Origin of the sequence: Klebsiella sp. Q2 (assembly GCF_009900705.1) — a bacterium.
Taxonomy (GTDB): Bacteria; Pseudomonadota; Gammaproteobacteria; order Enterobacterales; family Enterobacteriaceae; genus Klebsiella; species Klebsiella quasipneumoniae.
The window spans coordinates 246,793-262,023 of sequence record NZ_JAAABE010000007.1 but is presented as its reverse complement, the minus strand read 5'-3'; the positions used below and the strand labels follow the sequence as shown (position 1 = coordinate 262,023).

Here is a 15,231-nt window from a genome sequence, read left to right as displayed (position 1 = left end):
GAGCCCTGGATTTATTGAACGGTGAGCTCGCCGTGGCGAACCTGATAATTTTTTTGGTTATCAGGGCCAATAAAGTCGCTGGCGGGTTTTGCCACCTGCAGATGACCAAACGCGGTTGATTGCTCTGCATGATAATTTTCGCCGTCATTCACGTTGCCGTGCCCGTTATAACGGGCAATGGCCGGGAAGGGATACACCGGACGCGTTGCGATAACGGCTGGAGCGGCGTCAGCGTAAGGCTGACTGACTTTCTGCACGCCGTGAAACTGCGTTTGGGCATCTGGTTTTTCTGTCATCGGCGGCAGCCTGGCGGCGGCTGGCGCCCGTTTGCCGGCCATAATCTCCTGCGGCGCGATGCCTTCCTCGGTCCAGCGCATCAGCGGGGTAAGGAGATCAATTTGATCGTAACCTTCGCCATTACCGCAATGTGCTACCCCAGGCAGCAGGAATAACCGCAGGAAGGAATCCGTTGCGGCATGGCCCATCTCTGCTTCTACGCCGCGGTAATAGGCGATAGAAAAGGCTGGGCTGACGGAGTCATCGGCCAGACCGTGCCAGAGGATAAGCTTGCCGCCGCGCTGCTGATAGGCATGAAGATTGGTATTTGCCGCATTATAGAGCGGTGCCAGTTGAGCGACGGCGTCAAAATTCTGCTGATTAAGTGGGAAATCCCGCATCGATTGGATCTTCTGTTTTCCTCCCGGCAGGAGCACGGATTGCAGAGCCGGTAGTACCATCATTTCCGACATTGAGTGGCCGGTCGGCGTCTCCGGCACCGGCCAGCGTAGCTCGGAGCCCAGCGGAAGACCGCCAGCGACGAACTGGGCGCCGTGGCTGTCGTAAGCGCCGCGGTAGAGCTTTTTCACTACCTCAATCTCTTCCTGTGTCAGGCAGGCGGAACGGTCCTGAGCGTTGGCAGGACAGCGGGGAAGCCAAGTCTCAGAGAACTGACAGGCATAGGGGTTTTGCAGGATGCCGTCCTGCACGCCGGAAAGCGTCGGGCAGTGAGCCAGTATGGCCTGGTGAATCAAAGGTAAGCGATCTTTCAACAAGATAGCGGTACCGTCCGGACGCTGATTGGCGGCCACATTCCAGCCGTGGAAGAAGGAGTTCTGAAACTGGAAAAAGGCCGCTGGCGCGCCAGCGCTGATACCGTCAAAATCCTGCGGAAAGCGCTGCGCTTCCATCAATGCTTCGCGACCGCCGTCTGAGCAGCCCATAAAGTACGCGTACTTTGGCAGCTGGCGGTAAAGCGTCTGCATCACCGCTTTAGCCAGCACTGCGGTCAGGTGGTTGGCGCGCCAGGCAAAATCGATGCGCTTTTGCGGATCTTCGGCCCATGACGCATCCATCATACTGCCATGGTGCCCCATATCGGTTGCTGCCACCACAAACTCGCCGTTCATTGCCGGCAGGCAGTCGCTGGCATTCGACAGACTCAGGTTAATACTCCCGCACAGTCCGCCGCAGCCGACCTGCAAGAAACGTTGACTCCAGCGCTGGGTCGGCAGGGCAATCTGCACGCCAATCTGGGGGGCGATAGTGGCGCTCACCTTGCACCAGCTTCCCTGCGCGGAGGTCTGCATTTCAGTGTGGTTGATAGTGACCTTTGCGCCAACGGCGGCGCTGAAGTCGGTAGCGCTTAGCGCATCGCATGTTAGCGCGGGGAGAACAATCGGCAGACTGGAGGCCGCCTGCGTGGGTGAAGCGAACGATAACCCAACGAGGGTGCAGAGAATGATAGGTAACATCGTTTTAAGTAAGCGTGTCATACGCGATTCCCTGTGATTGATGATGGGAGGCGGCAGGATGGTGAAGCCTATGCCTCACCTTCCCTGGCGAGGCGCCACTGCTTGGCTATTGTAGACAACGATAGATTTTCCTTGATGCCTTGATAAGGCGTCCCTACTGTATTCTGCTATTTTGAGGAAAATATGGAGATGTTCGCCATCGGCGTCTGGCGGTGAATACAAGATAGAATGTTGTGATGTCGATTGCATAATTTATTCAATTTCTCTTCATTATATCTGCTGGCTTTAAGAATATGATTGTGCCTGTTCCTGGTGATTCCAGAGAACAACATTCCTAACGAGATCCTTCCCCCTTTCCATTAGCAAGAAAGGGGGCTTTTTCAATAAAGACCGTTCAGGAAAATCTAAATATAGCTCTGGTGTTGGCCATTAGAACCACGGCGTTCAGGAAAAGTTCCATCATTAAATATATTTTTAAACATGATTTAACATCCTTTTTTTCTCCATTTTGTCGCCATAATTGCATGTAATTCTGCGCCTCGCTCAGGTTATTTCTGTCGCATATCTTAGATACGCATCCTGAACAAATAAGCTCAACGCCAGCAGATAACTGCTATTGCTCATTATCTCGTAGACGACACATTCATGTTAAAAAAGACTCATATCATCAGCGGATTATTGATTACCCCTTTAACGTTGTACGCCGCAACCTCATATCAAGTTGATGATATCCGTTTTGAAGGGCTGCAGCGCGTGACCGTCGGGGCGGCGCTATTAAGTATGCCGTTGCACGCGGGAGAAGCGGTGACGGCAGAGGAAGTCAGCGAGGCAGTGCGCGCGCTGTATGCGAGCGGCAATTTCGAGAATGTGCAGATCCTGCGCGATGGGAAAACGCTGGTGGTGCAGGTTAAGGAGAGGCCCACTATTGCCAGCATCAGTTTTTCCGGGAATAAGTCGGTGAAGGATGATGCGTTAAAGGAAAATCTCACCGCGACAGGTATTTCAGCAGGTAGCGCACTGGATCGAAATTCGCTTAGCGAAATAGAAAAGGGGTTGCAGGATTTCTATTACAGCGCGGGGAAATACAGCGCGCAGGTTCACGCTGTGGTGACACCGTTACCGCGTAATCGCGTTGACTTAACGTTCGTCTTTCAGGAAGGCGTATCGGCGAAAATCGCACAAATAAACATTATCGGTAATCAGGCGTTTCGGGAAGAGACGCTCCTGGACCAGCTTCAGCTACGCGATAATGTGCCGTGGTGGAATGTGGTAGCGGATAAAAAATATCAGAAACAGAAGCTGGAAGCCGATCTGGAAACGCTGCGCAGTTTTTATCTCGATCGCGGCTATGCGCGCTTTGCGATCCAGTCCACGCAGGTCAGTATGACACCAGATAAAAAATCCCTGTATATCACCATCACCCTCAATGAAGGCGAACGTTATCGGGTCGACCGAACTCAGGTGACAGGCGACCTGGCGCAGCATGGACCGGAGATCGAGGCCCTTGCCCAGCCGCTGGCGGGGGCATGGTATAGCGGGGCGCAAGTCACCACGGTTGAAAATGAGATCAAAAAGCGTTTTGGTAAGTATGGTTATGCCTGGCCGCAGGTGACGACCACGCCGGAAATCGATGACGCGCATCATCGTGTGACGCTGCATATTCAGGTCAACGCCGGCCGCCGTTACTCGGTACGCCAGATCCGCTTTTCCGGTAACGACACCTCCCGGGACGCGGTGTTACGTCGTGAAATGCGCCAAATGGAAGGGGCGTGGCTCAACAACGAAAAAGTCGAGCAAGGGAAAGTACGTCTTGATCGAACGGGTTTTTTTGAGAACGTTGAACAGCAGATCGTTCCGGTCAATGGAACGGCGGATCAGGTCGATGTGGTCTACAAGGTGAAGGAGCGCAACACCGGCTCATTCAACGTGGGCCTGGGATTTGGTACGGATAGCGGCGTGAGCTATCAGCTTGGCGTGACGCAGGATAACTGGCTGGGTACGGGCAATAGCGTGAGCTTCAATGGGACGCGCAACAGCTATCAGTCTTATCTTGAACTGGGGGCGACGAACCCGTGGTTTACCGTTGATGGCATCAGCCTGGGCGGAAAGATTTTTTATAACAGCTATGATGCTTCCGATGCGGATGCCGGGAGCTATAACCAGCAGAGCTATGGCTTAGGCAGTACGCTAGGGTTTCCCATTAGCGAAAATAACTCCCTGAACCTGGGGCTGGATTATGTCCATAATCGCCTGACCAATATGGATCCGGAGCTGACGACCTGGCGCTACCTCAGCTCTCGGGGAATCGAGCCCAGCGTGGTGACGAAAGATGGCGACAGTGGCGCAAAATATAGCGCCAACGATTATTTTTTGAGTCTTGGATGGGGCTACAACGATCTCGATCGCGGCTTCTTCCCGCGTGCGGGAAACAAGAGCAGCCTGAGCGGTAAAGTGACGCTCCCTGGTTCGGATAATAGCTACTACAAACTCTCTTTTGACACCGCCCAGTATCTGCCGCTGAGCGAAAACAAGCGCTGGGTCTGGATGGAACGCCTGCGCGCAGGCTATGCTGGCGGGTTAGACGGCAAAAGTGTGCCGTTCTACGATAACTTTTACGCTGGCGGTTCGTCGTCGGTGCGCGGCTTCTCTTCTAACACCATTGGGCCTAAAGCGGCCTATTACCGCTGCAATGGTAGCGAAAGCAGCTATAGCGCCTGCCCGCTGGACGCCTCGTCTGATGCGGTCGGCGGGAATGCCATGGCGGTGCTGAACAGCGAATTTATCATTCCAACCCCCTTTGTGAATGACAAATACGCCGATAGTCTGCGAACCTCGCTGTTTGTTGACGCGGGGACGGTCTGGAGCACCTCCTGGCACAACACCACGCAGACGCTGGCGGCAGGTATCCCTGACTACGGCGATCCGAGTCATATTCGTCTCTCCGCGGGGATTGCCGTGCAGTGGATGTCTCCCCTTGGTCCACTGGTCTTCTCCTGGGCAGAGCCGTTTAAAAAGTACGATGGTGATAAAGCAGAACAGTTTCAGTTTAATATCGGCAAAACCTGGTAGGGCCTCAGCGGGGCTTGTTAAACCGGCGTGGCAATATTCTGTGGACTGTCTTCCGACATAGCGCTAAGGAATGCGATCTGGCGGGACTCCCGCGACATTTACCCGAGCGCGGTCTGAGGGCCTCGCGGACCTGGTGACGTACGACGAGGTAACCGCGCAATAAATAGCTGCCTGCTACGGTCCTCTTTTCTTGCCAACCGCGGGTAATGCTCAGTGCTGCATCATCTAATACCAATGACTGAGGCCTCATCCAGAGGGACTAAGACGTATTGTCAATTAAGTTTATATTATCTTATTTTTTATTATATTTTCTTTTTTAAGGTTAATTTGGCTGTTTTTTATCAAGCCTAATCATAAATTTCGAGAGGGAAATGAAACGTTACTAATAATGGGTTGTGTTGTTAGGAATTGTCTTAAGTCACATAATTGTCAGGGACGCTTGCGGTTTATAATAATGAATGCTATCACTATATACGGTAACAATTTGTAGCATCTGTATAAGGAAGGAATATGAAATGGACTATTCTTAATACTCTGATCTGCCCGCAATCCGGCATCGCCTTTTCGGCAATATCCAGTCTGCGTTTCTTAAAATTTATCATGTGGTACGAGGCCGATGTGATCCTGCTGCCCGGCGAGTCGATGAAGCTCTATTCCTCGAGAGTTTTAATTAATGACCAGTATCATTCATTAAAAATCTACAATATTACGGTGTACGATGAGGCGCAATGGGAAAAATTACGTGAGCGGCCATCTTGCCCATACCATGCCGGCGGCGAGCGGTCTGACTCCTGTTTTTACCAGTCCTTTTGCGCAATTAAGCGCTGTCCGAATAATATTCCCCGCAGCGAACCCTGGCGGTAGTTAGTCCACGCCGCCGGCCAGCCGCCGGCGGCGTGGCGTTATTTCGCCAGCAGGGCCGCCAGCCGCGGCTGGACGCTTGCGCAGCCCGCCAGCACGAGGTTGCCTCTCCGCAGACCCTCATTGGCGAGAAACGCATTGCACTTTCCACCCGCCTCCTCAATCAACAGCATGCCTGCCAGCGCGTCCCAGCTGTTCATATGCGCTTCATAATAGGCATGGAGCTGGCCGGCGGCGACATGCGCCAGCATCAGGGCCCCCGCGCCGAAGCGGCGATATTCCAGGCCGGCGTCGAGCAGGGTCGCGATGGCCTGGGCGTAGTCGCTGGCCGGGGCGCGGCTGGAACGGCCCATACCCACCACCACCGCATCCGGATCCGGTTCGCGTAGCGTCAGACGCTGGTCGTTGAGATACGCGCCTTCGCCGCGGCCAGCGAAGAAAAACTCATCGCGATCGGGAGCGTAGATAATGCCAAGCGTCAGCTCGCCCTGGCATACTCGCGCCAGCGAGATACACCAGTAATCCATACCGAGGATAAAGTTGGTGGTGCCATCGACAGGGTCGAGCACCCAGACGGTCTGTTCATCGCCAGCAAAACCGCTCTCCTCGCCGAGGAAACCCTCCTGGGGAAAATGGGCCTGCAGCCAGCCTTTAATCTGTTGTTCTACCGCGAGATCCGCCTGCGACACAAAGTCCTGGCGCGATTTTTTATCGACCTGTAATCCCGCATCGCGCAGCGCCTGGGCGTGGGCGCCAGCCTGGCGAATCAAGTCGCATAATGATTCTCGTTGTGCTTCCGTCATAGTCCTGCTCTCAGATAACAAAGGGCGACGTGCGCCGGTGAATTAACGTCACCTCCACCCAGGTGGTGCGTGAAGGTTGTAAAGGGTCGGCGGCGCGCTCCTGCAGCCGGGTAAGCGCCTGGCGGGAAATCGCCGCCACATCCTGATGTAGGGTGGTGAGCTGGTAGCTATATTGCGCGGTCGGCGGCGTGTTATCAAAACCAATCAGCTGGTAATCCTCAGGCGCCTGTTTGCCGCGCTGGCGCATTCCATCGAGAAAGCCACAGGCAAGCTGGGCATTGGCGCAAAAGATCCCCTCAGGCACCTCGCCAGCGAGCGCCGCGGCCTGCTCACCGCCGACGTAGCCCTCTTCCGGACAGGCGAGGTGCGCCAGGTCGCGTTCGATGTTCACTCCGCGCGTCTGTAGCGCCCGGCTGAACGCTTCCCCGCGCATGCGTCCGGCCCAGGTGGAAGGGTGAGTATTGAGCCAGCCGAAGCGCCGACAGCCGCTGCGCAACAGCTGGTCGGCGGCCAGCTCGGCGCCAGCGGCGTTATCAGAGCAGACATAATCCACCCCGGGGATCGTCGGTTGACGGTTAATGCCCACCACCGGAATATGCTGGTGAACGCACTCGTTCACCAGCGCTTCCGGCGGCTGGCCGGAGGTAACGATAACTCCGGAGACGCGAAACTGAGCGAAACGGCGCAGGGTGTGCGCCAGATCCTGCTCGCTATGGATCTCGCTCACCAGCGCCTGAAAGCCCTGGCGTTGGATCTCGTTGAGCAGGGCATCAAGCAGGGCGCTGCGAAAAGGATCGCTGATGCGCGAGACGATCACGCCGATTAAGTGGCTGCGCTGGCGGTTCAGCCCCTGGGCGAGGAAATTAACCTGATACCCCAGCTCTTCGGCGGCGCGCAACACCCGCGCCCGGGCATCGGGAGAGATGCTGCCGTTGCTGCTCAACGCCCGGGACACCACCGCCCGGGAGACGCCCGCTCGCCGGGCAACGTCCTGGGCAGTGACGCTGGGTTTACGGGGTGCAGGGCTCATAGGATATGCGCCTCGTCGTTAAACGTGGGACGCGGCAACGTTAAGGCGAGCCCATCCCGGGAAACGAATAAACCCGGCCACGGCTGGCAGGCCTGCTTCAGCGCCGGCAGGGAAGCATCCTCGCAGTGATAGAGCCCCAGCGCCGGGAGCTGCAGCGTTCTGAACAGCATCAGGCAAGAGGGGAAATCGCCATGAGAGGCGTCATCGTCCAGAGCCGCCACCGAGGCACACTCCTGAAACGCCAGCCCGGCGCCGGCCATCAGGGCCATCGAGTCGGCGGTCGGCCGGCCATCGCCGCTGTAAAACAGCGTCTGCCCGGCAATGGTGATACGGATGGCGCGATTACTCAGCTCATGCTGGGTGGGGGCAGTGCAGATCTGCCAGTCCTGCCACGTCCAGGCGTCGCGACACGCTTGCCAGTCGAGGGTGAAGCCAAGCTCCGCCTGCGGCCAGTTCGCCAGCGCGGCCAGCTGCTTGAGCACCGGCTGCTGCGCCGGCTGGCAGTAGATAATCAACGGCTTCTGGCGGGAGCCGCTTTTCCAGTAATTCAGCAGCGCCGTCAGACCGGTGCAGTGGTCCGGATGAACGTGGGTGAAGTAGATCGCGTCGATATCGTTGACCCCGCCGCCGCGCTGCCAGAGCGCGCGGGGAACGGTGGGGCCGCAGTCGATTAACCACTGTTTGTTGTCCGCGTCGATTACCCGCAACGCGGAAGTATTTTGCGTGCAGGAAAAGGCGCTCCCGCAGCCAAGCACATCTATTTTCATTTACCCTCGCCAAAAATTTTTGCCGCTTAATTAAATTGTCATAAATACCCGACAAAGTAGGCTCACATCATGTCGAGTCAACGTTGCATTTTTTTTACAGCTAAATGAACACGTGTTCATACCAATAAAAAATGCCCGCAACAGCGCTTTCAGGTAGCGAATATGAGTTATTTAAAGATCTCTGGCCTTAAAATTAGTTATGGCGATAAAGTGGTTTTACATAATATCGATCTGGCGGTCGAGCAGGGGGAGATGATCGCCCTGCTCGGCCCTTCGGGATGTGGAAAAACCACCCTGCTGAATGCCCTCTGCGGTTTTATTCCGGTGGAAAGCGGGGAGATCGCCATCGCCAGCCGATCGATCACCCATCAGGCGCCGGAGCAGCGCAATATCACCATGGTGTTTCAAAGCTACGCCCTGTGGCCGCACCTGACGGTGGCGCGCAATATTGGCTATGGCCTGAAGCTGCGCAAATGGCGCGGGGCGGATATCACACGGCGAGTGGCGGAGCTGCTACGGATCGTCAATCTCGACGGGCTGGCTGACGTGAAGGTGACCGAACTCTCGGGCGGCCAGCGGCAGCGGGTGGCGCTGGCGAGGGCGCTGGCGATAGAGCCTCAGGTGCTGGTGCTGGATGAGCCGTTATCTAATCTGGATGCCAAAGTGCGGCTCAATGTGCGCCATGAAATTAAATCTCTGCAAAAGAAACTCGGCTTTACGTCATTAATTGTCACCCACGATCAGCAGGAGGCATTAGTGATGGCGGACCGAATTGCGGTATTAAACCAGGGGCGAATTGAGCAAACCGGCACGCCGGAACAAATATATCAGCGACCCGCGACACCCTTCGTCGCTGATTTTATGGGCGCCGATAATAAAATAACCTCTGATGAAATATCCGCTGCCGCAATATCCGGTTTATCCGCTGCTCAGCAGGGTGAAAAAGTCATTTATTTTCGCAGCGCCGATGCCACGCTCGCTGAATTAACGCAGCCCGCGCCGCAGGAAGGGCTCGCCCTGGAGGGGATGGTGGAGCAGAGCGCGTTTCTGGGCAATCTGTATCGCCACAGCGTGCGCTGTCATGACCGCCTGCTGCAGGCCGACTCCGCTCAGTGCTGGCCGACGAAAAGCCGCGTCAGGCTCCATGTGCCCATGCCGGCCCTCCATATTTTTCCTTTACCACTATCACAGTGATATCAGCGTGTTCATTCTGGGGACAATCCATGTTTACTAAGACGAAAGCAGCGATCTTAACGACCCTCTGCCTGAGCGTTAGCGCCCAGGCCGACACCTTTCTTAACGTCGCCACCGCGGGCGATCAGAATATGGTGGATTACGTGAAAACCTGGCTGGGGCCAAAATTTGAAGCCGCTCATCCCGGCGTCAAGGTGCGGGTGATCGGTACCGGCCCAGGCGACGCCGGGTCGAATAAAATTAGCGAGAAGCTGAGCGCCCAGCAGGAGAGCGGCGCGCAGCAATGGGATATCGACGTCGCCGTGGTGCATCAGAAGGCGGGCGGGGAGCAGGTGGAAAAGGGATTGCTGCAAAAATATCGCCAGGATATTCAGACCGGCGGCATGGTGAGCTCGCCGAGCGCCACCCAGGCGCTGGGCGTTAACGTCGACGGATACGTCATGCCGATGTTCTTAAGCCAGACCGCTATCGCCTGGAACAGCGATCTCGTCAATACGCCACCGGCGTCGTATGACGAGCTGGTGGCCTGGACGCAGAAACATCCTCAGGCTTTTGGCTATAACGGCATCAAGAACGGCATGTCCGGCGTTAGCTTTGTGGTGGGCTGGATCTACGCCTACGGGACCGACGCCGAGCGCCTCTCCTCCGCGCCTTATGATAAAAGCGTCGAAAAGGGCTGGCAGCAAGCCTATGAGAAACTGAAGGCGTTCAATAAAAATGTCACTTTCACTCCGGGCAACGCTGGAACGCTCGACATGCTAAGTCGGGGAGAGATTGCCATGGGCCCGGTATGGGTCGACATGTTCTATAGCTGGAAAGATCAGGGCAAGCTGCCGCCATCGATTAAGCTCGCTTTACTGGCCCCGGGCATGCCGGGTCAGCCGATGTATTACGTCATTCCGGCGAAAGCGGCGAATCCGCAGCTGGCGCGCGACTTTATCGCGCTGGCCACCAGCCCGGAAGTGCAGGCGCAGGGGATCGTTAAGCAGTTCAACTGGTATCCGGGCATCGACGCCGGGCAGGTGAAGCCGAAGCTGGATGCAGCGACCTGGCAAAAGCTGTTTGCCGAAATCTCGCCAGAAGCGTTGGCGAAGTATGGCAAAAGCTTCCCGATCGCTCCCTACTTTGACGATATCAAAGAGGGTTACGAAAGCCAGGTGGCCAATTAACCCTTTTTCCAGCCCGGGTCGCCGACCCGGGCGCTTGCTTGTGCCAACGCCAGGTTCTTTATGTCCAGTTCATTAAAATATTTGCTGCTGGTTGCCCCGGCCGCGCTGATGGTCGCGATCCTGTTTTTGTATCCGCTGGGGTTTTCGCTGGTCTCGGCGTTTACCGCGCCGGGACAGCCGTTCACCCTCGATCATTTTCGCAAGGTCTACGCGCTTTACGCCAACGATGTGCTCTTTTCGCTGCTTATCGTGCTGATCTCGGTGGCGTTGTTAGCGCTGATCGCCATTACCCTGTCGGCAGTGATTGCGCTGTCGCCTTGCCGGCCCGTTGTACGCCTGCTGGGTTTTTTGTATCGCCTGCCGCTGTTTATTCCTTTTATCGTCGTCGCTCAGATGATGCGCACTTTTCTCGCCAAAAATGGCCTGATGAACAATGCGCTGGTGGCGGCCGATCTGGTCAGGCCGCTGGAGACCCTCTCCTGGTTGGGATGGAAGGGAATTGTCATTACCTTTGTCTGGAAGCAGCTGGCCTTTGCTACGCTGTTGATCTGCGGAGCGATGGCGGCGCTGGAGTCGTCGCAGATCCTCGCCGCACGTAACCTTGGCGCCTCCCGGCCGCGGCTGCTGTTCGATATTATGCTGCCGCAGGTCCTGCCGACCATCGGCGTGGCGCTGGTGCTGTCGACGGTAACCATGATGTCGGTGCTGTCGGTACCGCTGATGATCGGCGTGGGGACGCCGACGATGCTGACCGTGGATATGGCGTTTCGCGTCAATTCCTATGGTGATTACGCGGTGGCGAATGCGCTTGGCGTGGTGTCGCTGGCGATCTGCGGCGCGCTGTCGTGGTTTTACCTGCGCCATAGCCTGCAGCAAAAAGGCGGTGAATGATGAAAGCGCTGAACCTTGCTTCCTCTCCGTCATGGTGGGTAAGAGGACGCCGTAAAGTGAACGCCAGCCCGGTGCTGCAGACCCTGCTGCTGCTGTTTATGCTGCTGGCGATGTTTGGCCCGCTTCTGAACCTGTTGATCTGGACCGTAGCGGAAAGCTGGTATTTTCCCCATTCGCTGCCCAGCCAGTGGGGCCTGAAGTACTGGTATCAGGTTTTCAATCCGTACAGCGATGTCTCCAGCTCGCTGTTAACCAGCATACTGATCGCCCTGCTGTCGGTGGGGGTCTGTTTGCTGATTTCCGTTCCCGCCGGCTATGCGCTTTCCCGGCGGAAAATGCCGCTGCGGGTGCTGTTTATGCTGCTGTTTCTCCTCCCGCAGGCCTTTCCCAACCTGACGGTATACATGAATATTGCTCGTCTGTTTTACCAGTGGGGCTTGAACGGAACTATCGCGGGGGTGGTGCTGGTGCATAGCGTCCATGGTCTGATGTACTCGGTGTGGATCTGTGTGGCCGCGTTTTCAGCCATCGACCCGCTGCTGGCGCGGGCATCGCGTAACCTGGGCGCCGGACCGGTGTATACCTTCTGGCACATCGTGCTGCCGCAGGCGGCGCCAGGGATCGTTGCCGCCTGCATCTTTGTTTTTCTGGAGTCGTTGGATGAGTTTACCGGCACCTTCTTCGTCGGGGCGCCGGATATCACTACGCTGCCGCTGCTGCTCTATAACGCCAGCATGTCGGGTAACTATCAGGTCTCGTCGATTACCGCGCTGATTTTGCTGGTGCCATCGCTGCTCTTTATGGTGGTGATCCATAAATTTATGCGTCCGGAGATGATGGCGAAATTGGGGAAATAAGAGCTGCAGAAAACGAAAAAGCTTCCCGTCGGGAAGCTTTTTAACCTCAGGTCATCATCATTGGCCATTCTGGCGGCGTCTGACTCATGACTTCAATCATCACATCTTTGATATTGCCCCAGATTTTGGCAATATCGAGCAGGGTGATGCCGAGCAAACCGGTGGCGAACCAGCAGGCGGCGGCAAGGCCGAGGCAGCTGCAGATCACCGCCAGACCGGCGTAATCGCTTTTGCGAAGCTGAATATTCAGTGAGCTGGCGAGAAACATGAGTACTGCGCTCACCAGGGGCCAGCGCAACAACACGACACTGGTAGTAATGGAAGCCATTAACCTATCCTCAAAGAAAGTCGGGGAGCCATGGACGACCTGGCGCGACTGACGATGGCATAGCGCTCTGGTCTCAACTGGCGTACTAGAGAGTGATGAAACGCCATTTCTGTTTCATCAACTTGTGTGAACTATATCACACTTGGCGCTTTCTTCACCAGTCAAAAAATGAGCTTTCGCTGCGTTTAATAGCAATGTTATTTGTGTGGATATTAGTGAGCAACCCCCGCTGATCTTATTTTCATTGCCTTGCTAATGATTATTATTCTGCGGGTTTTATTACCTGTTCTTGTTTATTACACGGAGAAACCGAGTCAGATACGCGTCTATTCTTAATCTTGGCGGAATATCTTCCGAATATCTGATAAATAAGTATTATTCTTCACCATCAGGGGTAAAGCTGACGCCCGTGAGGGCTGGCAGAAAATCTGCTGATGTCTATCGCAGTCGCGATTGCTAACGTGTTTGGTCTACCTTAATTAAGGCATATCGCATGGATGTAAGCGTAAATGGGTGACAGTGCGCCGCATAAGGCGCTAAGGCTCATCGGAACGGGTTTGGTTATTTTATTGCCAGTGGTACTGGCATTGTGGTTTGCCCAGCTGCGGGCGAAAGCCGAAACCATTGATCAATTACACTCATTTTCGCAGCTGGCGCTGCAAAAAACGGAAATGGTCATCCGCGAAGCGGATCAGGCCCGGGCGAAAGCCAGCCAGTATCGCGGGGAGCTGTGCTCAGCGGACCATCAGCGTTATTTATTGCATATCGTTCGTGGCCTGCTGTATGTGGAAGATCTGATCTACGCTAACGGCCAGCGCTTTATCTGTTCAACGTCCGTTCATCAGCAAACCGGCTGGCGGATGCCGGCGGCCAATTACACCAAAAAGCCGGATGTCGCGATTTACTATTACCGGGACACGCCGTTTTATCCGGGCTTTGCCATGAATTATATGCAGAAGGGGCCCTATGTGGTGGTGGTCAATCCCTTCTCGTACAGCTCGGTAATCGCCAGCGATCGCGATTTAGCCTATGGCGTATTTGATACCAAAACCAACCTCTTTTTCTCGGTCAGTAACAATGTCGAGCCCGCGGAACTTCATGCGTTGATTCGCGAAGGCGATACCTTTTTTAATCAGAATGGCCGGGTGTATACGATAGCCCGCTCCGCTATCCGGCCGATCGCCGTCATTATGTCCACCTCGCGGGCCAGCTATTATCACAACTTTTGTGACCAGGCCAGCCTGACGCTGCCGCTGGGGATCATTTGCAGTATTTTACTGGTGCTGGTGTGGTCGCGCACCCGCCGGCAGTATCACTCGCCGCGCAATATGCTGCAGCGGGCTCTGAGCTGCCGCCAGCTGCGCCTGCACTACCAGCCGATTATCGATATTAAAAATAACCGCTGCGTCGGAGCGGAAGCGCTGCTGCGCTGGCCAGGGTTTGACGGCCCGGTGATGAACCCGGCGGAGTTTATTCCGCTGGCGGAAAATGAAGGCATGATTGCCCAGGTGACGGACTACGTGGTGGATGAGCTGTTTTACGAAATGGGCGAGTTTCTTGCCAGCCATCCGCAGCTGTACGTGGCGATCAATCTCTCTGCGTCGGATTTCCACTCGGCGCGGCTGATTTCACAGATCAGTGAGAAAGCGCGCAGCTATGCGGTCTGTATCGGACAGATCAAAATCGAAGTTACCGAGCGGGGGTTTATCGACGTGCCGAAGACCACGCCGGTGATCCAGGCGTTTCGCGAAGCGGGCTATGAAATTGCCATCGATGATTTCGGCACTGGCTACTCGAATCTGCATAATCTGCACGCCCTGAACGTCGATATCCTTAAAATCGATAAAACCTTCGTTGATACGCTGACCACCAACAACACCAGCCACCTCATTGCCGAGCACATCATCGAGATGGCGCGCGGGTTGCGTTTAAAGACTATCGCGGAAGGCGTGGAGACGCCGGAGCAGGTAAGCTGGCTCTACAAGCGCGGCGTGCAGTATTGCCAGGGCTGGCTGTTTGCGAAAGCGATGCCGGCGCGGGAATTTATGCAGTGGTTAGCCAATGCGCCCGCGCCCGTGAACGTGCCTCAGCCGCCGCGTCACGCGGAGATCTGATGGCGGTAGTCGCTGGGGGTGCGGTCAAACTCCCGGCGGAATACCCGCGAGAAGGTTTGCTGCGAGACATAGCCCAGATCCATAGCGATATCAAAGATCGGCCGCTGGGTGGTTCGCAACGCCTCCGCCGCCAGCAGCAGGCGGCGCTGACGAATATAATCCCCCAGCGTCTGATGCATCACGGTGCGGAACATCCGCTGCAGGTACCACTTCGAGTATCCTGACTTTCTGGCGACTACATCAATGTTAAGTGGTTGATCGATATGTTCATCAATCCATTCAATCAGTGTTTGAATAATATCCTGATGGGACATAAAGCGGCCTCTCTCAATTCTCGATTCGTCGTTTTGTCTGCGGGTGAGTATAATTCCTCAAGTTAACTTGAGGTAAAGCGCTT

The 15,231-nt window shown here is 55.6% G+C and carries 13 protein-coding genes; 7 read left to right on the top strand and 6 right to left on the bottom strand.

From position 1 onward, the window contains the following. Window positions 1-11 precede the first annotated feature (11 nt). On the bottom strand, window positions 12-1,772 hold the full coding sequence (locus tag GT756_RS23500; protein WP_160125102.1) for a tannase/feruloyl esterase family alpha/beta hydrolase: 1,761 nt from the start codon (window positions 1,770-1,772) through the stop codon (window positions 12-14). A gap of 624 nt (window positions 1,773-2,396) precedes the next feature. Between GT756_RS23500 and bamA the strand changes: the two genes are divergently transcribed. Further along, window positions 2,397-4,820: an outer membrane protein assembly factor BamA gene (bamA, locus tag GT756_RS23490; protein WP_064151097.1), complete on the top strand. Its 2,424-nt coding sequence runs from the start codon at window positions 2,397-2,399 to the stop codon at window positions 4,818-4,820. A 510-nt stretch (window positions 4,821-5,330) separates the two neighbouring features. Beyond that, entirely contained in the window at window positions 5,331-5,684 is a 354-nt protein-coding gene (iraM, locus tag GT756_RS23485; protein ID WP_004206315.1) for an anti-adapter protein IraM, read from the top strand. Window positions 5,685-5,722: 38 nt separating this feature from the next. Here iraM and GT756_RS23480 read toward each other — a convergent pair whose 3' ends face one another. Genes GT756_RS23480 through GT756_RS23470 form a run of 3 tightly spaced genes read right to left on the bottom strand, consistent with a single transcriptional unit; the run spans window position 5,723 to window position 8,281 of the window. Continuing rightward, window positions 5,723-6,484: an inositol monophosphatase gene (locus tag GT756_RS23480; protein ID WP_049004460.1), complete on the bottom strand. Its 762-nt coding sequence runs from the start codon at window positions 6,482-6,484 to the stop codon at window positions 5,723-5,725. Window positions 6,485-6,494: 10 nt separating this feature from the next. Then, window positions 6,495-7,514, bottom strand: coding sequence for a LacI family DNA-binding transcriptional regulator (locus GT756_RS23475; protein WP_043519228.1), 1,020 nt, complete (start codon window positions 7,512-7,514; stop codon window positions 6,495-6,497). Then, the gene (locus GT756_RS23470; protein WP_160125101.1) at window positions 7,511-8,281 is read right to left on the bottom strand and encodes an MBL fold metallo-hydrolase; all 771 of its coding nucleotides are present in this window, start codon (window positions 8,279-8,281) and stop codon (window positions 7,511-7,513) included. Before GT756_RS23470 ends, GT756_RS23475 begins: the two co-directional genes overlap by 4 nt. A 162-nt stretch (window positions 8,282-8,443) precedes the next feature. Between GT756_RS23470 and GT756_RS23465 the strand changes: the two genes are divergently transcribed. From GT756_RS23465 to GT756_RS23450, 4 genes are read left to right on the top strand one after another with little or no spacing between them, the layout of a single operon-like run. Beyond that, window positions 8,444-9,475, top strand: coding sequence for an ABC transporter ATP-binding protein (locus GT756_RS23465; RefSeq protein WP_004206321.1), 1,032 nt, complete (start codon window positions 8,444-8,446; stop codon window positions 9,473-9,475). A 29-nt stretch (window positions 9,476-9,504) separates the two neighbouring features. Then, on the top strand, window positions 9,505-10,644 hold the full coding sequence (locus GT756_RS23460) for an extracellular solute-binding protein (protein ID WP_004206323.1): 1,140 nt from the start codon (window positions 9,505-9,507) through the stop codon (window positions 10,642-10,644). Between the two features lie 60 nt (window positions 10,645-10,704). Then, window positions 10,705-11,535 carry an ABC transporter permease gene (locus GT756_RS23455; RefSeq protein WP_060656826.1) on the top strand — a complete coding sequence of 277 codons (831 nt, stop codon included), beginning with the start codon at window positions 10,705-10,707 and terminating at the stop codon, window positions 11,533-11,535. Then, window positions 11,535-12,392, top strand: coding sequence for an ABC transporter permease (locus tag GT756_RS23450; protein WP_004206327.1), 858 nt, complete (start codon window positions 11,535-11,537; stop codon window positions 12,390-12,392). The genes GT756_RS23455 and GT756_RS23450 overlap by 1 nt, the downstream gene beginning before the upstream one ends. 46 nt (window positions 12,393-12,438) lie before the next feature. Here GT756_RS23450 and GT756_RS23445 read toward each other — a convergent pair whose 3' ends face one another. After that, on the bottom strand, window positions 12,439-12,720 hold the full coding sequence (locus tag GT756_RS23445; RefSeq protein WP_002885064.1) for a YjcB family protein: 282 nt from the start codon (window positions 12,718-12,720) through the stop codon (window positions 12,439-12,441). Window positions 12,721-13,229: 509 nt separating this feature from the next. On the opposite strand from GT756_RS23445, the gene GT756_RS23440 reads away from it, so the two are divergent. Further along, window positions 13,230-14,834 (top strand): EAL domain-containing protein, encoded by a 1,605-nt coding sequence (locus GT756_RS23440; RefSeq protein WP_017900108.1) that lies wholly within the window; start codon window positions 13,230-13,232, stop codon window positions 14,832-14,834. Here GT756_RS23440 and soxS read toward each other — a convergent pair. Then, window positions 14,819-15,148 (bottom strand): superoxide response transcriptional regulator SoxS, encoded by a 330-nt coding sequence (gene soxS / locus GT756_RS23435; protein WP_023291646.1) that lies wholly within the window; start codon window positions 15,146-15,148, stop codon window positions 14,819-14,821. The two genes, GT756_RS23440 and soxS, sit on opposite strands and share 16 nt — an antisense overlap. Between the last annotated feature and the right edge of the window lie 83 nt (window positions 15,149-15,231).

Bases quoted from the DNA above. Each gene is read 5' to 3' on its own strand.
- GT756_RS23500 (WP_160125102.1), bottom strand. From the start codon at position 1,772: ATGACACGCTTACTTAAAACGATGTTACCTATCATTCTCTGCACCCTC.
- bamA (WP_064151097.1), top strand. From the start codon at position 2,397: ATGTTAAAAAAGACTCATATCATCAGCGGATTATTGATTACCCCTTTA.
- iraM (WP_004206315.1), top strand. From the start codon at position 5,331: ATGAAATGGACTATTCTTAATACTCTGATCTGCCCGCAATCCGGCATC.
- GT756_RS23480 (WP_049004460.1), bottom strand. From the start codon at position 6,484: ATGACGGAAGCACAACGAGAATCATTATGCGACTTGATTCGCCAGGCT.
- GT756_RS23475 (WP_043519228.1), bottom strand. From the start codon at position 7,514: ATGAGCCCTGCACCCCGTAAACCCAGCGTCACTGCCCAGGACGTTGCC.
- GT756_RS23470 (WP_160125101.1), bottom strand. From the start codon at position 8,281: ATGAAAATAGATGTGCTTGGCTGCGGGAGCGCCTTTTCCTGCACGCAA.
- GT756_RS23465 (WP_004206321.1), top strand. From the start codon at position 8,444: ATGAGTTATTTAAAGATCTCTGGCCTTAAAATTAGTTATGGCGATAAA.
- GT756_RS23460 (WP_004206323.1), top strand. From the start codon at position 9,505: ATGTTTACTAAGACGAAAGCAGCGATCTTAACGACCCTCTGCCTGAGC.
- GT756_RS23455 (WP_060656826.1), top strand. From the start codon at position 10,705: ATGTCCAGTTCATTAAAATATTTGCTGCTGGTTGCCCCGGCCGCGCTG.
- GT756_RS23450 (WP_004206327.1), top strand. From the start codon at position 11,535: ATGAAAGCGCTGAACCTTGCTTCCTCTCCGTCATGGTGGGTAAGAGGA.
- GT756_RS23445 (WP_002885064.1), bottom strand. From the start codon at position 12,720: ATGGCTTCCATTACTACCAGTGTCGTGTTGTTGCGCTGGCCCCTGGTG.
- GT756_RS23440 (WP_017900108.1), top strand. From the start codon at position 13,230: ATGGGTGACAGTGCGCCGCATAAGGCGCTAAGGCTCATCGGAACGGGT.
- soxS (WP_023291646.1), bottom strand. From the start codon at position 15,148: ATGTCCCATCAGGATATTATTCAAACACTGATTGAATGGATTGATGAA.